Source organism: Actinomadura formosensis NBRC 14204 (assembly GCF_001552155.1).
Taxonomy (GTDB): Bacteria; Actinomycetota; Actinomycetes; order Streptosporangiales; family Streptosporangiaceae; genus Spirillospora; species Spirillospora formosensis.
In genome coordinates this window covers 22,252-38,889 of the sequence record NZ_BCQQ01000014.1, presented here as the reverse complement: position 1 = coordinate 38,889, position 16,638 = coordinate 22,252, and the positions used below count along the sequence as shown (strand labels likewise).

At 71.9% G+C, this 16,638-nt stretch carries 15 protein-coding genes and 1 tRNA gene; 12 read left to right on the top strand and 4 right to left on the bottom strand.

The genetic code is table 11. From position 1 onward, the window contains the following. Positions 1–176: 176 nt before the first annotated feature. The 4 genes from AF1_RS05675 (at position 177) to AF1_RS05655 (ending at position 6,263) form a co-directional block, all read left to right on the top strand. Positions 177–1,472: a hemolysin family protein gene (locus AF1_RS05675; RefSeq protein ID WP_242608552.1), complete on the top strand. Its 1,296-nt coding sequence runs from the start codon at positions 177–179 to the stop codon at positions 1,470–1,472. Continuing rightward, positions 1,469–2,485, top strand: coding sequence for a hemolysin family protein (locus AF1_RS05670; RefSeq protein WP_067793934.1), 1,017 nt, complete (start codon positions 1,469–1,471; stop codon positions 2,483–2,485). Before AF1_RS05675 ends, AF1_RS05670 begins: the two co-directional genes overlap by 4 nt. Before the next feature lie 74 nt (positions 2,486–2,559). Further along, positions 2,560–3,603: a cation diffusion facilitator family transporter gene (locus AF1_RS05665; protein ID WP_067793933.1), complete on the top strand. Its 1,044-nt coding sequence runs from the start codon at positions 2,560–2,562 to the stop codon at positions 3,601–3,603. Between the two features lie 80 nt (positions 3,604–3,683). Continuing rightward, the gene (locus AF1_RS05655) at positions 3,684–6,263 is read left to right on the top strand and encodes a coiled-coil domain-containing protein (RefSeq protein ID WP_131732275.1); all 2,580 of its coding nucleotides are present in this window, start codon (positions 3,684–3,686) and stop codon (positions 6,261–6,263) included. On the opposite strand, the gene AF1_RS05650 is transcribed toward AF1_RS05655, so the two are convergent. Together AF1_RS05650 and AF1_RS05645 are read right to left on the bottom strand one after the other, a co-directional pair. After that, on the bottom strand, positions 6,260–6,676 hold the full coding sequence (locus tag AF1_RS05650) for a phage holin family protein (RefSeq protein ID WP_067793930.1): 417 nt from the start codon (positions 6,674–6,676) through the stop codon (positions 6,260–6,262). The genes AF1_RS05655 and AF1_RS05650 overlap by 4 nt on opposite strands. Positions 6,677–6,734: 58 nt before the next feature. Further along, a complete protein-coding gene (locus AF1_RS05645) occupies positions 6,735–7,217 on the bottom strand; it encodes a hypothetical protein (RefSeq protein WP_174548821.1) in 483 nt (160 codons plus the stop codon). 191 nt (positions 7,218–7,408) lie between these two features. On the opposite strand from AF1_RS05645, the gene AF1_RS05640 reads away from it, so the two are divergent. Beyond that, positions 7,409–8,068, top strand: coding sequence for an HAD family hydrolase (locus AF1_RS05640; RefSeq protein WP_067793929.1), 660 nt, complete (start codon positions 7,409–7,411; stop codon positions 8,066–8,068). A 44-nt stretch (positions 8,069–8,112) separates the two neighbouring features. After that, complete coding sequence (recQ, locus tag AF1_RS05635) at positions 8,113–10,005, top strand: DNA helicase RecQ (RefSeq protein WP_131732277.1); 1,893 nt, start codon at positions 8,113–8,115, stop codon at positions 10,003–10,005. Here recQ and AF1_RS33045 read toward each other — a convergent pair. After that, positions 10,002–10,250 (bottom strand): FAD-dependent oxidoreductase, encoded by a 249-nt coding sequence (locus AF1_RS33045; RefSeq protein ID WP_084262481.1) that lies wholly within the window; start codon positions 10,248–10,250, stop codon positions 10,002–10,004. The genes recQ and AF1_RS33045 overlap by 4 nt on opposite strands. A gap of 82 nt (positions 10,251–10,332) precedes the next feature. Between AF1_RS33045 and AF1_RS05630 the strand changes: the two genes are divergently transcribed. The 6 genes from AF1_RS05630 to sigJ all read left to right on the top strand — a co-directional run bounded on the left by AF1_RS05630 (position 10,333) and on the right by sigJ (position 16,200). Then, positions 10,333–10,791: a DUF5666 domain-containing protein gene (locus AF1_RS05630; RefSeq protein WP_067793927.1), complete on the top strand. Its 459-nt coding sequence runs from the start codon at positions 10,333–10,335 to the stop codon at positions 10,789–10,791. 54 nt (positions 10,792–10,845) lie between these two features. Beyond that, positions 10,846–11,532: a response regulator transcription factor gene (locus AF1_RS05625; protein WP_067793926.1), complete on the top strand. Its 687-nt coding sequence runs from the start codon at positions 10,846–10,848 to the stop codon at positions 11,530–11,532. After that, on the top strand, positions 11,529–12,875 hold the full coding sequence (locus AF1_RS05620; RefSeq protein ID WP_067793925.1) for a sensor histidine kinase: 1,347 nt from the start codon (positions 11,529–11,531) through the stop codon (positions 12,873–12,875). Before AF1_RS05625 ends, AF1_RS05620 begins: the two co-directional genes overlap by 4 nt. A 169-nt stretch (positions 12,876–13,044) precedes the next feature. Continuing rightward, the gene (locus tag AF1_RS05615; RefSeq protein ID WP_067793924.1) at positions 13,045–13,908 is read left to right on the top strand and encodes an SDR family NAD(P)-dependent oxidoreductase; all 864 of its coding nucleotides are present in this window, start codon (positions 13,045–13,047) and stop codon (positions 13,906–13,908) included. A 565-nt stretch (positions 13,909–14,473) separates the two neighbouring features. Further along, the gene (locus AF1_RS05610; RefSeq protein WP_067793923.1) at positions 14,474–15,109 is read left to right on the top strand and encodes an acetate uptake transporter; all 636 of its coding nucleotides are present in this window, start codon (positions 14,474–14,476) and stop codon (positions 15,107–15,109) included. 161 nt (positions 15,110–15,270) lie between these two features. Continuing rightward, positions 15,271–16,200 carry an RNA polymerase sigma factor SigJ gene (sigJ, locus tag AF1_RS05605; RefSeq protein WP_242608553.1) on the top strand — a complete coding sequence of 310 codons (930 nt, stop codon included), beginning with the start codon at positions 15,271–15,273 and terminating at the stop codon, positions 16,198–16,200. Between the two features lie 64 nt (positions 16,201–16,264). Here the strand turns inward: sigJ and AF1_RS05600 are convergent. Beyond that, positions 16,265–16,337 (bottom strand) — tRNA-Arg (locus AF1_RS05600). Between the last annotated feature and the right edge of the window lie 301 nt (positions 16,338–16,638).

Sequence of the window (16,638 nt, the reverse complement as noted above, 5' to 3'; positions counted from 1 at the left end):
ACCTCTGGCCAAGGGACAGATCGGCACCGCCCCGTACCCTGTGCACCGGGAACGTCGTTGTTCACGATGACGTTACGCAGGTAGGCCGATTACGAGAGGAGTGGTGAGTCCGCGGTGTCGGACCCCAGTCATAGACCCGGTGCCTCATGGTGAGCGCGGCGCTGGGAGTGCTCGCGGTGATCCTTCTCACTGCCGCCACCGGGTACTTCGTCGCACAGGAGTTCACCTACGTCGCCGCCGACCGCGCGACGCTCGGACAGGCCGCCGAACGCGGCGACGTGGCCGCCAGAAGAGCCCTCAAGGTCATCGGCCGGCTGTCGTTCATGCTGTCGGGCGCGCAGCTCGGCATCACGATGACGACGCTGATCGTCGGTTTCATCGCCAAGCCGGCCCTGGCCGAGCTGATACAGCCGCTTCTGGAGGTCGTGGGCGTCCCCAAGGGGGCGACGGGTGCGATCGCGCTCGCCACCGGCTTCGTCTTGGCGACGCTCATCCAGATGCTCCTGGGCGAGCTGTTCCCGAAGAACCTCGCCCTGGCGCGCGCGGAGTCGCTGGCGCGCGCTTTGGCCGCGTCCACCCTCGTGTACCTGACGGTCGCCGGGCCGCTGATCCGGCTGTTCGACCGCGCGGCGGAGCGGCTGCTGCGCGCCGTGGGCGTCGAGCCCGTCGAGGAGCTGCACGGCGGGGTGACGCTGGAGGAGCTCGGCGACATCATCGGCAAGTCGCACAGCGCCGGGCACCTGCCCGCCGACCTGTCCGGCCTGCTGGAGCGCGCCCTGTCGTTCGGCGACCTGACGGCCGACGAGGTCATGGTGCCCCGCCCGCAGGTCCGGACGCTGCCGGCGACCGCGCCCGTCGCCGACCTCATCGCACTGATCCGCGAGACCGGGCACAGCGCCTACCCCGTCTACGGGACGGAGGTCGACGACATCGTCGGCGTCGCGGGCGTCCGCGAGGTCGCCGACGACACCCTCGACCCGTCCACCCCGGTCGGCCGGATCGCCCGCCCGGCGCTGCTCGTCCCCGGCAGCCAGCCGCTGTACGGGGTCATCGAGCGGATGCGCGACTCCCGCCAGGAGTTCGCCTGCGTCGTGGACGAGTACGGCGGGCTCGCCGGCATCCTCACCTTCGAGGACGTCGCCGAAGAGCTCGTCGGCGAGATCACCGACGAGACCGACGGCCTGGCGGAGGCGCCGACGTCCGGGCCGGACGGGTCATGGCTCGTCGACGCGGGCATGCGCATCGACGAGGTCGGTCGGCTCACCGGGCTCGACCTGCCCGAAGGCGACGCCTACGACACCCTCGGCGGGCTCGTCATGGCCGAGCTGCGGCGGCTGCCGTCCCCCGGCGACCGCCTCACCATCGACCTCGACACCGGCACGGTCGAGCTGGAGGTCGTGAGCGTGGCCCGGCGCGTCGCCGAGAAGATCCTGATCAGGGCGACCGCCACCGCGTCGGCGGAGGTGTCGTGAACCCGCTGCCGTCACTGCTCATCACCGTCCTGCTGCTGATCGGGAACGGCTTCTTCGTCGCGGCCGAGTTCGCCCTGGTCGCGGCCAACCGCCCGCAGCTCGAACGCGCCGCGGCGAAGGGCAGCCGCCCCGCCGTCGCCGCCGTCGCGGGGGTCCGCGAGCTGTCGCTGATGCTCGCCGGCGCGCAGTTCGGCATCACGATGTGCTCGCTGGGCCTCGCGATCGTCACCGAGCCCGCGTTCGAGCACGTCCTCGAACCGCCGCTGCACGGGCTCGGCGTCCCCGAGGCCGGCGTGAAGGCCATCGCGCTCGGCACCGCGCTCACCGTCGTCACGTTCCTGCACATGGTCGTCGGCGAGATGGCGCCGAAGTCGTGGGCGATCGCGCACCCGGAACGGTCGGCGCTCATCCTGGCCCTGCCGTTCCGCGCGTTCGCGAAGGTGTCGCGGCCGATCCTGTCGGCGCTGAACGCGACGACGAACGCGCTGCTGCGGCTCATCCGCGTCACGCCGAAGAACGAGCTGGACAGCCACACCGACCCGGCGCGGCTCAGCCACCTGGTCGGCGAGTCCCGCCGCCTCGGCCTCATCGGCCGGCGCGACCACGAACTGCTCCGCCGGGCCATCTCCGCGCGCGAGGCCACCGTCGGCCCCCTCGTGGTGCCCGCCACGTCCGTCACCACGATCGGCGCGGACGCGACCGCCGCGCAGATCCGCCGGACCGCGACCGCGAGCGGCCACAGCCGGCTGCTCGTCCGCGCCGCGGACGGCGCGATGACCGGTATCGTGCACGTCCGCGCCGCCATCACCGAACCGGACGGCGAGCGCCACGCGGGCGAACTCGCGCACCCGGCGCCCGTTCTCACGGCGGAGACGACCGTCCTGGACGCGGTGAGCCGCATGCGCCGCGCCCGCGCCCAGCTCGCCGTGGTGAACGACGCCCGGGGCGAGTTCGCGGGCATCGTCACCCTGGACGACCTCCTGGCGGAGCTACTGGCCACGAACCCGCACTGACACAGCCCCCGTACCTGCGGCAACACTGCAGTTGTCGAGATGCTGCAACGGGATTCGTGGTTCATCGTGGACCCATGAGCGGACACGGTCACGGGCATGGACACGGTCACGGGCATGGTCACGGGCATGGACACGGCCACGGTCGCGGGCGGGGGCGGCTGCGGCACATCATCCGGCCGCACTCCCACGAGGCGGCCGACAAGGTGGACTCGGCGATGGAGGCGAGCGCCCAGGGCATGCGCGCCCTGTGGATCTCGCTCGCCGGGCTGGGCGCGACCACCGTCCTCCAGGCGGCGGTGGTCGCGTTCACCGGCTCGGTGGCCCTCCTGGGCGACACCCTCCACAACGCCGCCGACGCGCTGACGGCCGTCCCGCTGGCGGTGGCCTTCCTCCTCGGCAGGCGCCCGCCCACCCGCCGCTACACCTACGGCTACGGCCGCGCGGAAGACCTTGCGGGGATCGTCATCGTCCTGGCCATCGCCGCCTCCTGCCTGGCCGCCGGATACGCCGCCGTCGAACGCCTGGCACACCCGCAGCCCGTGGACCACCTGCCGGCCGTGGCGGGCGCGGCCCTGGTCGGCTTCCTGGGCAACGAACTCGTGGCGCGCTACCGCATCCGTGTAGGCCGCCGCATAGGCTCGGCGGCCCTGGTCGCCGACGGGATGCACGCCCGCACAGACGGTTTCGCCTCCCTGGCCGTCCTTCTGGGCGCCGCAGGCGTCGCCCTGGGCGCCCCTTGGGCCGACCCGGTGGTCGGCCTGCTGATCACCGTCGTCATCTCGACCGTCCTCTGGCAAACGGCCCGCGAGGTCTGGCGCCGCCTCATGGACGCCGTGGACCCCGCACTGGTCGACCGCGCCGAGTCGGCCCTCGCCGCAACCCCGGGCGTCCTGGCCGTGGGCGACGTGCGCCTCCGCTGGATAGGCCACAGCCTGCGCGCCGAATGCGACGTCGTGGTCGACCCGGCCGCCACCCTCGTCCGGGCCCATCAGGTGGCCGTGGACGCCGAGCACAGCCTCCTGCACGCCCTGCCCCGCCTGTCCGGCGCCCTCGTCCACGCCGACCCCGAGCCCCGCCCCGGTGAAGATCATCACGCCGCCCTGGCCGGTCACCACTGATCTCCGACCTGTGAGACGTTAGTCCCCGGCAGAAGGGGAAGATACGGCCCCGGACGGACGATCTGGGACGGGATGGCGTCGTGGAACACCCAGAAGAACCCAACGGGCCCGACAACGCGCCTCCGAGCGTCTCTGCCCAGCCCACCGAGGACGAACGGGAACAGGACCGGCAGAGCACGGCGAGCGCCGGTGACACGGCGGACGAGGCTGCTGAGGAGGCTGTGCACGACGTACCGGACACCGACGTCCCGGACACCGACGTCCCGGACACCGAGGCGGCGGACACCGAGGCGGCGGACGCACCGGCTCCGGCGGACGGGGGCTGGGGCGGAAGCGAGCTGGTCGCGAGCGTCTACGGGCCGTTGATCGAGTTCTACGAGCGGATCGACGCGCGGCTCCGGGAGGTGCCCGAGGACGTTCCGCCGGTCGGGTGGGCGCCGCATGTGGCGGCGTTGCGGGCGTTGCGGGACGGCCGGGTCGCGGGTGAGTGGGAGGTGCTCGCCCGCTTCCTGGTGGCGCCCGAGCCGCCGGACTCCGAAGCCCTGCGGCTCGTCCACGTGGAAGAGGGCGGGGAGGCCGGCGCCGTCCGGGAGGCGGTCAAGGAGCTCACGGCGGCGGACGCGCGGGCCCTCCTCATCGCGCCCACTCCGGAGCAGGCCGCCGACCTGCTGCGGAGCATGGAGGGCGATCCCGAGGTCTTCTCGCTGCTGATCGAGACGCGGCCGGAGTCGGCGGAGGCGCGGTCGGTGCAGACGCGGGCACTACCGCCCGTCGAGGAGCCGCCGCAAACGCAACCGCCCGTCGAGGAGTCGGTGCAGACGCAGGCGCTGCCGCCCGTCGAAGAGCCGCCGCCGCTGCGGGACCCGGGGTCCAACGGGACGGTCGAGTTCAGGCCCGTGGGCGCCGCCCCCGACACCCCGGTCCCCAACGCCCCGGCCCCTGACACCTCGTCCACCGTGACGCGGGCGGAGCCGCTTCCCGTGCTGCCGCCCGAGGGCGTGGAGCCGATCGTCCCGGCGGAGGGTCCGTCGGCGCCGGAGACGCGGGTGCGGTCGGCGGCGCTGCGGCCGGTCGGGGAGGCGTGGCGGCGGGCGTGGCAGACCGAGGCGCGGCTGCTGCGGCGCGGGCTGATGTGGCTTGAGCAGTGGCCGCGGGACGCGGCGGCGCTCCGGGCCGTCCAGGCGGAGAACCTGCGGCGCGGCGCGGAACTGGAGGCCGAGCAGGCGGCGCTGCGGAGCGCGATCGAGGACGCGAGGACCGCGGCGGAAGAGGCCGAGGGGGCGGCCGCGGCGGCCGAGACGGAGGCGGAGCGGTTCGCCGCCGTCCAGAGCGAGGCCGAGGCCGAGCTGGAGGAGCCGCGTGCGGAGGCGGAGCGGCTCCAGGCGGAGGCCGACCGGACGTCGGACGAGGCCGGTGCCCTCACCCGCACGGCCGACGCGTCCTACGCGCGCTGCATCCAGCTGGACGAGCGGGAGAAGACGGCGCGGTCCGAGCTGCGGGCGGCGCGGGAGACCGAGGCGTCCCTCACCGACGAGCTGGCGCGGGCGCGGGAGGCGCTGCCCGCCGCGGCGGAGGAGGCGCACCGGCTGACGGCGGCGGACGCGGACGCCGCCGCCGAGGGCCATGCCGCCTACTACCGGCTGGTGTCGGCGGAGTCGGCGGTGTCGGCGGTCCGCCGGAAGATGACGCTGGGGCAGCGGCTGCACGTGGCGTCGCCGCCGGCCGAGCTGCGGGCCCTGCGGGACGAGGCCAAGGCCCGGGCGCGGGACGCCGACGAGGCGGCGCGGCGGGCGCGGGAGGCCAAGGACGCGGCGGAGCACGCGGAGCGGGTGCGGCGGGGGCTGGCGACGTTCGTGTCCGAGGGCGGGGCGCGGCTGCGGCAGGCGCAGGAGGCGCAGGAGCGGCTCGGCACGGAGCTGACCTGGCTGGCGACGGAGCGGGAGAAGGCCGGGGCCGAGCACCGGGAGCAGGCGCGACTCGCGTCGCAGGCCGTGGAGCGGGCGACGGAGGCGGGGCTGCGGGCGCGGGCGGCGCACCAGGTGGTGCAGGAGATCGCCGACCGGGTGAGCGCCGCCCGGACGTCCCGCGAGGAGGCGCTGGCGACGGCGGCCCGGGCCCGCGCGGGCGCGGAGACCGCCACGGCGACGGCGGCCGAGACGGCGGCCGTGCTCGCGCGGCGCACCGAGGAGGCCGCGGCGGAGATGTCCGCCCGCGCGGCCGAGGTGGAGACGGCGGCGCTGACCGAGGCCCGCTCGCGGGAGAACGTGGTGGAGATCTGCGGCGCCGATCCCACCGCGGACCCGGCGGCCGTCCCGGCCCATCAGCGCCGCGCCATGGCGAGGATCGAGCAGCTCACCGCCTATCTGGAGGGCGGCGCGGCGGTGGAGGGCGATGTCCTGCTCCGCACCGCCGACGTCGTCATCGGGACGCCGCTCGGCGCCGCCCTCACCGCCCCCGGCCAGGAGTTCGACACGTTGATCGTCGCGGACGCGGGGGCGGTGACGGATGCCGAGTTCCTCATCGGCGCCGTCCGGACGCACCGCTGGGTGCTGATCGGCGCGTCCGGATCGCGTCCGCCGGAGTACCGCGAGTACACCGGCGCGCCGTCCGGCCTGCCGGGGGCTGGCCCGTTCGGGCGTGCGCCGGCCACCGCGGACTAGTCGTCGTCGTCCTCCGGGATGAGGAGGTGCAGCAGCCAGCCGACGACGCCGACGACGATCGCGCCCCAGAACGCCGACCAGAAGCCGTCGACGTGGAACGGCAGGTCGAGCCGCTGCGCGACCTCGCTCGTCAGCAGGAGCAGCAGGGCGTTCACGACGAGGCCGATCAGCCCCAGCGTGAGGACGTAGAACGCGCATCCGAGCGTCTTGATGATCGGCTTGAGGATGGCGTTGACCAGGCCGAAGATGACCGCGACGCCGACCAGCGTGAGGACGCGCCGGCCGGTCGTCTGGTCGCCGAGCGTGATGCCGGAGAACAGGACGGTGGCGACCCACAGGGCGACCGCGGTGATGCCCACCTTGAGAAGAATCCGCACACCACGATCATTGCCGGTGCGAGATGCGGCCGCCATCCTTCTACGTGACGATTCGGGTGGTTCGTCCCGTCACCACCGCGTACTACGCGTCGCGCTACTCGTTGCGCTCGAAGAAGGGGGAGGCCGCGGAGACCTGCGAGCGGGACCCGGCGCGCACGCCCTGCGGCGCCGCGGCCGGTCCCCGCTGCGCCGCAGGGCCCTGCTCCCGCTGCGGGGGCGCGGCCGGCTCCCGCTGCCCGGACCGCCGGGCCGTGCCCTGCCGGACGCGGGCGAGCTCGCGCTCCAGGCGGCGCTTCTCCATCTCCAGCGTGGTCAGCGACTCCTTGTGCTCGTCGCGCAGGTCGCGCAGGTCCCGGCGGGTGCGGATGCGGCGGGCGGCGCCCACGACGGTGAGCGTCATGCCGAGGACGAGGACGAGCGCCATGCCGGCGCCTGCGAAGAACACCTGCCATTCGTTGTTCAGGCCGGGCACGGCCTGGCCGAAAACGACGAGGTGCGCGGTGTCGGTGTTGTCGAGAACGACACCGGCTCCGACGGCGATGACGATCGCGACCAGCAGGAAACCGAGGAACATCATGGGCAGATCTCCTCTGCAGTGACTCCGGAGGGGGAACGGAGGGGCACCACGATGCCAGACCGAAACGAAATCATGTCGCATTCGCCGGATAAATCCGGTAAGGCGGCATCATGGGGCACGCATGGGGTTCCGTCCCGACCACACCGGGTAGTGGACGATATATCGCTGCGCGAGCTCCTGGGGGAGGGGCCATGTCCGTGCAGGCCATCGTGTTCGACTTGGACGGAGTCCTGATCGACTCGGAACCGGTGTGGGAGGAGGTCCGGCGCGGTTTCGTCGCCGACCACGGCGGACGCTGGCTGCCCGACACCCAGGACCGGCTGGTGGGCATGAGCACCGACGAGTGGGCCGAGTACATCGCCTCCGATCTCGTCGACGGCCTCACCGGGGAGGACGTCGCCTACGAGGTGATCGACCAGATGTCGCAGCATTACGAGAAGGGGCTGCCGGTGCTGCCGGGCGCCGAGGAGGCCGTCCGCCGGATGGCCGGGTACCGTCCGCTGGGGCTCGCCAGCTCGTCCCCGCGCATCCTCATCGACCTGGTGCTCGGGAAGCTCGGGGTGGCCGGCCTGTTCCACGCGACCGTGTCGACCGAGGAGGTCGAGCGCGGCAAGCCGGCACCGGACGGATACCTCACCATCGCCGCCCGGATGGATGCGACGGGCCGTGACTGCGTCGCCATCGAGGACTCCGGCAACGGGCTCCGCTCGGCGCACGCGGCGGGGATGACGGTGATCGCGATCCCGCGTCCGGCCCACCCCGTGGCGGCGGACGCCCTGGCGCTGGCCGCCCACGTCGCCGGCCATCTGGACGAAGTGACACCGGAGCTGGTGCGGGCCGTCCACAGGTGAGGTTTCCCGGGACGGGTGTCGGCGGCGGTTCATACTATGGGCCGATGACTTCCCCCGAGATGCCGGAGACGCTCGACACCCTGCGGCGCGTGTTCGGCTACGACACGTTCCGGGACGGTCAGCGGGAGATCATCGAGCATGTGGTCGCCGGCGGGGACGCGCTCGTCCTGATGCCGACCGGCGGCGGGAAGTCGCTGTGCTACCAGATTCCGGCGCTGGTCCGGAAGGGCACCGGCATCGTCATCTCCCCGCTCATCGCCCTCATGCAGGACCAGGTGGACGCGCTGCGCGCACTCGGCGTCCAGGCGGGGTTCCTCAACTCCACCCAGGACCTCGACGAGCGCCGCGTGGTCGAGGCCCAGTTCGTCCAGGGCGAGCTCGACCTGCTGTATCTGGCGCCGGAGCGGCTGAAGCTCGCCTCCACCGTGGAACTGCTCGACCGGGCCGACGTCTCCCTGTTCGCGATCGACGAGGCGCACTGCGTGTCGCAGTGGGGGCACGACTTCCGGCCCGACTACCTGATGCTGTCCGGCCTGCACGAACGCTGGCCGGACATCCCGCGCATCGCCCTCACCGCGACCGCGACCGAGTCGACCCGCGGCGAGATCGCCTCTCGTCTCAAGCTCGACCAGGCCCGGCACTTCGTCGCCAGCTTCGACCGCCCCAACATCCAGTACCGGATCGAGCCGAAGACCGACGCCAAGCGCCAGCTCCTGCGCCTCCTCCAGAGCGAGCACAAGGGCGACGCCGGGATCGTCTACTGCCTGTCCCGCAACTCGGTGGAGAAGCACGCGGCGTTCCTCACCGAGAACGGCATCGAGGCCATCCCCTACCACGCGGGCCTGGACGCGGAGACGCGCGCCACCAACCAGGCACGTTTCCTCCGTGAGGACGGCCTCGTCATCGTCGCGACCATCGCCTTCGGCATGGGCATCGACAAACCCGACGTCCGCTTCGTCGCCCACCTGGACCTGCCCAAGTCCGTGGAGGGCTACTACCAGGAGACGGGACGCGCCGGGCGTGACGGCCTCCCGTCCACCGCCTGGCTCGCCTACGGCCTGCAGGACGTCGTCAACCTCCGCAAGATGATCGACGGCGGCGAGGGGGACGCCGACCACCGGCGCCGCCAGAGCGCGCACCTCGACTCCATGCTCGCCCTCTGCGAAGCCGTCGAATGCCGCCGTGCCCGGCTCCTCGCCTACTTCGGCCAGCCGGCCGAACCCTGCGGCAACTGCGACACGTGCCTGACCCCGCCCGAGACATGGGACGCGACCGTCCCCGCCCAGAAGGTCCTGTCCACGGTGGTCCGGCTCGACCGCGAACGGCGGCAGAAGTTCGGCGCCGGCCACATCGTCGACATCCTGCTCGGCAAGAAGAACGCGAAGGTCATCCAGTTCGACCACGACTCGCTCAAGGTGTTCGGCATCGGCGCCGAGCTGCGGGACGTCGAGTGGCGCGCCGTCATCCGGCAGCTTCTCGCGCAGGGGCTGGTCGCCGTGGAGAGCAACCACGGAACCCTCGTCCTGACCGACACGAGCGGCGAGGTCCTGCGCGGGCGGCGCACGGTGATGATGCGCCGCGAGCCGGAACGTCCCGCCGCGAAGACCGTGAAGACCGCCAAGGCCGCGAAGTCCGCCAAGGCGCCCGCCGAACTCCCCGCCGAGGCCATGCCGATCTTCGAACGCCTCCGCGCCTGGCGCGCCGCCACCGCCAAGGAGCAGGGCGTCCCCGCCTACGTCATCTTCCACGACGCGACCCTCCGCGAGATCGCCACCGCCCTCCCCGCGACCCTGGACGAGCTGTCCCGGGTGAACGGCGTAGGCGAGAACAAACTCGCCAAGTACGGCGACCAGGTCCTGCAAACCCTCGCCGACTCCGCCCCCGGCTCCGCCCCCGACCCTGACCCCGGCTCCGGCTCCGGCTCCGGCTCCGGCTAGCCGGCGGGCCTGCGGGCCGCTTCGGCGGCGGTGCGGTGGCCGGATTCGACCGCGCCGTCGATGTAGCCGGCCCACCTGGTCGCGGTTTCCGTGCCCGCCCAGTGCAGGGGGCCGACCGGGCGGCGCAGGGAAGGCCCGTAGCGGGTCAGGGTGCCCGGGGAGAGGCGGGGGATCCGCCCGGTGTAGTCGCGGCGTGTCCCTCCTATGCATAAGCATCCGGCATATGGCTTGTATGGGTCATACATACCGCCGCGGCAGCCGAACTCCCAGGGTTCTCCCAGGATTCGCGGAGGTCTGCTGCCAGGCGCCTCCGGTTGGCTGAACCACATGCGAACCAAGACCATCGCGGCCGGAGCCGGCGCCGCCGGCCTCCTCGGGCTCGGCCTGTACCTCGCCGTCCCCGCGTCCGCCGCCGATCCCGCGCCCTCCGCCTCCCCCACCGCGCACCCCGGTCATCCCGGTCATCCGGGGAAGGGGCACCCGTTCCGGCGGGCGCGCGCCCTTCACGGCGTCCACGGTGAGGCCACCGTCCAGCGCAGGGACGGCTTCCACCTCGCGACCTGGCAGCGCGGGAAGATCACGTCCGTTTCGTCCGGCGGAGTCACCGTCAGCAGCGTCGACGGCGTGTCGTGGACATGGACCGCCGACGACAAGACCCACGTCCGCAAGGACGGCGACAAGTCCACCCTCAAAGCCCTGGCCGCCGGCGACCAGGTTCTCGTCGCCGGCGAGCGAACCGGGAACACCCGCACGGCCCGCCTGATCCGCGTCCCCCGGCACCGCTGACCGGCGGGCGGTACCGTCGAAGCGACAGCCCGAACGGACGATCTGCGGGAGCCGATGAGCGAGAGCCGGCGGGTGCTCATCGTGGACGACGAGGCCAACATCCGTGACCTCGTCGATGTCGCGCTGCGCTTCCACGGCTTCACGACCGGCACCGCGGCCACCGGCGAGGAGGCGCTGCGGGCGGTCCGCAAGGAGCGTCCCGACCTCGTCCTGCTGGACGTCATGCTGCCCGGCCTGGACGGCTTCGAGGTGTGCCGCCGGCTCCGCGCGGACGGCGACCAGGTTCCGGTGATCTTCCTGACCGCGAAGGACACCCCGTCCGACACCGTCATCGGCCTCACCCTCGGCGGTGACGACTATGTCACCAAGCCGTTCTCCATCGAGGCGCTGATCGCACGGGTGCGGGCCGTCCTGCGCAGGACGGCCCCGCCGCCGGCGCCGTCCGAGGACACCGTCCTGCGCGTGGCCGACCTCGAACTGGACGAGGCCCACTGGACGGTCCGGCGCGGCGGCGTCGAGGTCGACCTGTCGCCGACCGAGTTCCGCCTGCTCGCCTACCTGATGCGGAACGCGGGCGTGGTCCTGTCGCGCGCCCGGCTGCTGGAGGGCGTGTGGGGCTGGGACCACGGCAACCCGCAGGTCGTCGAGACCTACATCAGCTACCTGCGGCGCAAGCTCGACCCGCTCGGCCCCCCGCTCATCCACACCCGGCGCGGTGTCGGCTACGCGCTGCGGCCATGACGCTCAACGCGCGGCTGCTCGCCGGCCTGCTCACGGTCACCACCGCCGGACTGGTGATCATGGGGCTGGTCAGCGCGCTCGTCCTGAACGGCTACCTGATGCACCGGGTCGACCGGCAGCTTGAGGCCACCCGGGACCGGGCGGTGTCCCGGCTGCTGCGTCCCGGGCTGCCCGAGCAGGGCGTGGCGCCGACGCAGTTCGTGGTGCTGGCCGTGGGGCAGGCGGGACGGGTGCGCGTCCTCAGCGGCGACGACCCGGTCTCAGGCCCCGCCGTCACCGCGATCGAGAGGCTCGGGCGGGACGAACTGGCCGCCCGCGCACGCAACCTCGAACCGTTCTCCCTTCCCGGGCTGCGGGCGGTGGCCCGGCCATGGCGGAACGGCATCGTCGTCGTGGCCTCCCCGCTCAGCGAGATCCACGCGGCCGTCCGCAATCTCGTGCTCTCCGAGGTGGCGACGGGCGCGCTGCTGCTGGCCGCCCTGCTCGTGCTCGGGCGGTGGCTCATCCGCCGCGGCCTGCTGCCGCTGGACCGGATGGCCGCCACCGCGCACGCGATCACCGCCGGCGGCGACCTGCGCGCCCGCATGCCGGGCCCCGGCCGGCGCACCGAGACCGCCCGGCTCGCCGCCGCCATCAACGTGATGCTGGAGCGGATCGAGCAGGCGTTCTGGGCGCGGAGCCGCTCCGAGGCCCGGGTTCGCGAGTTCGCCGCCGACGCGTCCCACGAGCTGCGCACGCCGCTGACGACGATCCAGGGCTACGCCGAGCTCTACCGGCACGGCGCCCTCGGCCCCGCCGAACTGCCGGACGCGATGCGCCGCATCGAGGGCGAGGCGCGCCGGATGAACGACCTGGTCACCGACCTGCTGGAGCTGGCCCGCCTGGACCGCGAGGCGTCCCTGCACCCGGTACCGGCCGATCTGGTCGTCCTCGCACGGGACGCGGTGGCGGACGCGACCGCCGCCGAACCCGACCGTCCCCTCAGCCTGAACGCCCCGGACACGCTCGTCGCGAACGTCGATGAGGCGCGCATACGCCAGGTCTTCGCGAACCTCCTGGCCAATGTCCGCGCCCACACGCCCCCTGAAACGCCCGTGACCATCCGTCTGGCTCCGGGGCTGATCGAGGTGGCGGACAAGGGGCCGGGCATGGCACCGGAGACCGCCGCCCGCGCCTTCGAGCGCTTCCACCGCGGCGACCGCGGCGGCACCGGCCTCGGCCTCCCCATCGTGGCCGCCATAGCCGCCGCCCATGGCGGACGCGCCGAACTCCTCTCCGCACCGTCCAAGGGCACGATCGTCCGCATCACGCTGCCCATGCCCGGAGGGCCCGGCTCCCACTGAGCGGGACGGCCGGGGTCGGAGGGGACGGCGTCCTGCACAGTCGGTCGCGGAGGATCCCGAGGTAAGGAACCGCGCATGGCCGGGATCAAGGGGCCGGGCACATGACGCAGATCGAGAAGTCCGGCGAGACCCCCGCGGTGATGCTGGAATTCCTTGCGGAGAGAGACGAATGGGCCTGACCGAGAACCGTGTGGTGGTCGTCACCGGCGCCAGCCGCGGCGCCGGAAAGGGAATAGCGCTCGCCCTGGGGGAGGCGGGAGCGACGGTGTACGTCACCGGACGCACCCGCGCCGAGGGCGACGCCGAACTCCCGGGCACGGTCTTCGCCACCGCCCGGGAGATCGACGAGCGCGGCGGCACCGGCGTCCCGGTGATATGCGACCATTCCGATGACGATCAGGTGGCGGCCCTGTTCGAGCGGGTCGAACGCGAGTCGGGTGCGCTGGACATTCTCGTCAACAACGCCTTCACGATTCCCGACGGCCTGGCCCGCAAGGGGCCTTTCTGGGAGAAGCCGCTGGCGCTGCAGAGCATGTTCGACGTGGGAATGCGCTCGGCATACGTGGCGAGTTACTACGCGGCGCCCCTGCTGATCGAGAACAGTGCGGGGCTCGTCGTCAACACCTCGTCCTTCGGTGGCCGCTGCTATATGCACGGCCCGGCCTACGGGGCGGGGAAAGCCGCCGTGGACAAGATGGCCCACGACATGGCGGTGGATTTCCGGCCCTACAACGTGGCCGTCATCTCACTGTGGATGGGCCTGCTGAAGACCGAACGGAACAGGGCCCTCTTCGAGGGGGTCCCGGAGCGGTACGCGTCCTTCGCGGCCGGGGCGGAGTCCCCGCAGTTCAGCGGACGGGTGATCGACGCCCTTGCGCGGCACGAGGATCCGATGAGGTGGTCCGGGCAGGTCGTCATCGGCGCCGAGCTGGGCGAGGAGCTGGGCGTCGTGGACGTCGACGGCAGCCGGCCGCGGTCGCACCGGGCCATGCTGGGAGACCCGCCGACGTTCAGCAAGGCCGTGGTCGACTGACGGCCCCTGCCAACAGCCGTCACACCGGCCCATTCGGCACCATGACGGACCGCCGGTGACCGACATTTCCTTGCCATGCCTTGTCGATGATTAGCGCCGATTCGTTCAACTCCCGTACGGAATGACAAAGGCGAGATCCAGGTGAGGAAAAACCTGGACATGACCAGGACGCCTCACGCCATATCGAGCACCTCACAGGACGCCGAGAACGTCTCCGGCATCCCAATTCAACTTTGATCACGCGATTTTGTGGGCATAGGCCGGGAATATCCCGTGAACAGGGTCCTGACCGGGCGGCCGGCCGGAAGTTATGATCCGAATCGGGACTGTCCGGATACACCGTCCGGTCAGCGGTCCCCGCACTTCAGGGACGCATCTGACGCCATCTGAATCGCGCCGGATGCCTGGCATGACGGTGAGGTCGGATCAGTATGGGGCAACGCGAGTCTCGTCACCGCCGGTGCGGCCTTTCCCGACGTCCGCTGTCGCATTCCTTCGTCCATCCCTGCCCGGCCGACCCCAGACCGAGCGAGACATGGCGATGGGACTCCACCAAGGAGGCACCATGACCCACGTCGAGCAGGAGTCCACTCCGCAGACACCGCCCGCGGTCGCCGACCCGGCCCCCCTGGGCCTGGCGGCCCTGGCCCTGACCACGTTCCTCCTGTCCGTCAAGAACGCGGCCTGGACCGACGGCACCGACGCATGGCTCGGCTACGCCCTCGCCTACGGCGGCCTCGTCCAGCTCCTGGCGGGCATGTGGGAGTTCCGCAACCGGAACGTGTTCTGGTCCACGGCCTTCTCGTCCTACGGCGGCTTCTGGATCGGCCTCGGCCTGTACGTCCTCCTGGTCGCGAAGGGGGCCACCCCCACCCAGGAGGCCAACGACCTCGGCTGGATCCTGCTGGCCTTCGCGATCTTCAACACCTACATGATGCTGTGGGCCACCCAGGTCAACCAGGCCGTCCTCGCGGTGTTCGTGACGCTGGAGGCGACGGAGATCATCCTGTTCATCGGGAACTTCGCCACCAGCGAGAGCACGATCAAGGTCGGCGGCTACATCGGCATCCTCACCGCCATCTGCGCGTGGTACGCCTCCGCCGCCGGCATCATCAACGGCATGATGGGCCGCACGCTCCTCGGGGTCGGCAAGCCCCTGTTCCAGCAGATCACCCCCGGCGGCAGGCCCGAACCCCGCTGACTCCCAACGCCCCCGCCGCACGTCCCGGCGGGGACGCCGTCTTCCCTCCGGAGGGATGTTGCCTGGACGATGTGTTCGTCTCGGCAGTACGACGACACGCCCCCTCAGAATGTGAGGTGACGCGCCGACCTCACACCTCGGTGCGCTGTCTCGTCGGACTGATGAGGGCAGACGCGACCAAGGGAGTCGTCGAGACCATGACCACCGGCCGTCCCGATCCGGGCCTGAACGCGATCATGAGCGAGCGGCGCCATCTGCTCAATCTCGCGTACCGCCTGCTCGGCTCCCTGGCAGAAGCCGAGGACGTCGTGCAGGAGACCTACGTGCGCTGGTACGCCATGCCCCGGCAACAGCAGGACGCCATCGAATCCCCCGGCGCCTGGCTGACGACGGTCGCCAGCCGCATCTGCCTCGACCTGCTCGGCTCGGCACGGGCCCGGCGCGAGCGCTACGTGGGCGAATGGATCCCCGAACCGCTGCCCGAACACACGGAGTGGACCGTGGTCGACCCGGCCGACCGGGTCACCCTCGACGAGTCGATCAACATGGCCTTCCTCATCGTGCTCGAATCGATGACCCCGGCCGAGCGCGTCGCGTTCATCCTGCACGATGTCTTCCGCTACCCCTTCGCCGAAGTGGCCGAGATCGTCGGCCGCACACCGGTGGCCTGCCGCCGGCTGGCCTCCTCGGCCCGCCGCCGCATCCGCACGTCGCGGGCTCCCGCGACGCCCACGGCCCGGCAGGCCGACATCGTCCGGGACTTCAAGCGGGCATGGGAGGCCAAGGACATCGCCGCCCTCGTCGGGCTCCTCGACCCCGACGCCACGACGATCGCCGACGGCGGCGGCCTCGTCAGCGCCGAACTCCACCCGATCCAAGGCAGCGAACAGATCGCCCGCACCATCATCGACATCGCCGGCAAGGCACCCGACATGACGATCCTGGAACGCACGGTCAACGGCCAACCCGGCCTGGTGCTCCAACAAGCCGGCGTCACCGTGACGGTGATCGCCTTCGACATCGCAGACGACCGGATCAGGCACATGTGGGCCATCCGCAACCCCGAAAAGCTACGCCCCTGGACGAACTGACCCACGTCGCCCCAAAACGATCATGGCGCCCCTTGAAGATCAAGGAGCGCCACAGCCAGAGATGCGCAGCCGGAGGGATTCGAACCCCCAACCTTCTGATCCGTAGTCAGATGCTCTATCCGTTGAGCTACGGCTGCCGGTTTCCTGGCTTCCACCAGGGGTGTCGTTGCCGGGAGGAGTCTACCAGTCTCGTATACGGACGTAGAGCCAATAACCCCGCCGCGGCGACGGCCCAAGTCTAGGGCATCCGGGCCGTACCGGTGACACCCTGCCGGTCGCCGCTCCGCTTGCGCGGACGACGTCACCGGCGAGGGACTCATGGCATGGCGTCGGCACCATACCCGGTGCGTGAGATGCTCCCGTCCGCCCACCTTCTGGGGGAGGCGAGAAGGCGAACGCCTGCCGGCCGAGGCCACGGGGGCGACGGCGAGCAGGCGA

What these genes read in the sequence shown, in the direction of transcription:
- AF1_RS05665 (WP_067793933.1), top strand. Translation starts at nt 2,560, where the DNA reads ATGAGCGGACACGGTCACGGGCATGGACACGGTCACGGGCATGGTCAC.
- AF1_RS05650 (WP_067793930.1), bottom strand. Translation starts at nt 6,676, where the DNA reads ATGGCGGCCGCATCTCGCACCGGCAATGATCGTGGTGTGCGGATTCTT.
- AF1_RS05645 (WP_174548821.1), bottom strand. Translation starts at nt 7,217, where the DNA reads ATGATGTTCCTCGGTTTCCTGCTGGTCGCGATCGTCATCGCCGTCGGA.
- AF1_RS05640 (WP_067793929.1), top strand. Translation starts at nt 7,409, where the DNA reads ATGTCCGTGCAGGCCATCGTGTTCGACTTGGACGGAGTCCTGATCGAC.
- recQ (WP_131732277.1), top strand. Translation starts at nt 8,113, where the DNA reads ATGACTTCCCCCGAGATGCCGGAGACGCTCGACACCCTGCGGCGCGTG.
- AF1_RS33045 (WP_084262481.1), bottom strand. Translation starts at nt 10,250, where the DNA reads ATGTATGACCCATACAAGCCATATGCCGGATGCTTATGCATAGGAGGG.
- AF1_RS05630 (WP_067793927.1), top strand. Translation starts at nt 10,333, where the DNA reads ATGCGAACCAAGACCATCGCGGCCGGAGCCGGCGCCGCCGGCCTCCTC.
- AF1_RS05625 (WP_067793926.1), top strand. Translation starts at nt 10,846, where the DNA reads ATGAGCGAGAGCCGGCGGGTGCTCATCGTGGACGACGAGGCCAACATC.
- AF1_RS05620 (WP_067793925.1), top strand. Translation starts at nt 11,529, where the DNA reads ATGACGCTCAACGCGCGGCTGCTCGCCGGCCTGCTCACGGTCACCACC.
- AF1_RS05615 (WP_067793924.1), top strand. Translation starts at nt 13,045, where the DNA reads ATGGGCCTGACCGAGAACCGTGTGGTGGTCGTCACCGGCGCCAGCCGC.
- AF1_RS05610 (WP_067793923.1), top strand. Translation starts at nt 14,474, where the DNA reads ATGACCCACGTCGAGCAGGAGTCCACTCCGCAGACACCGCCCGCGGTC.
- sigJ (WP_242608553.1), top strand. Translation starts at nt 15,271, where the DNA reads ATGAGGGCAGACGCGACCAAGGGAGTCGTCGAGACCATGACCACCGGC.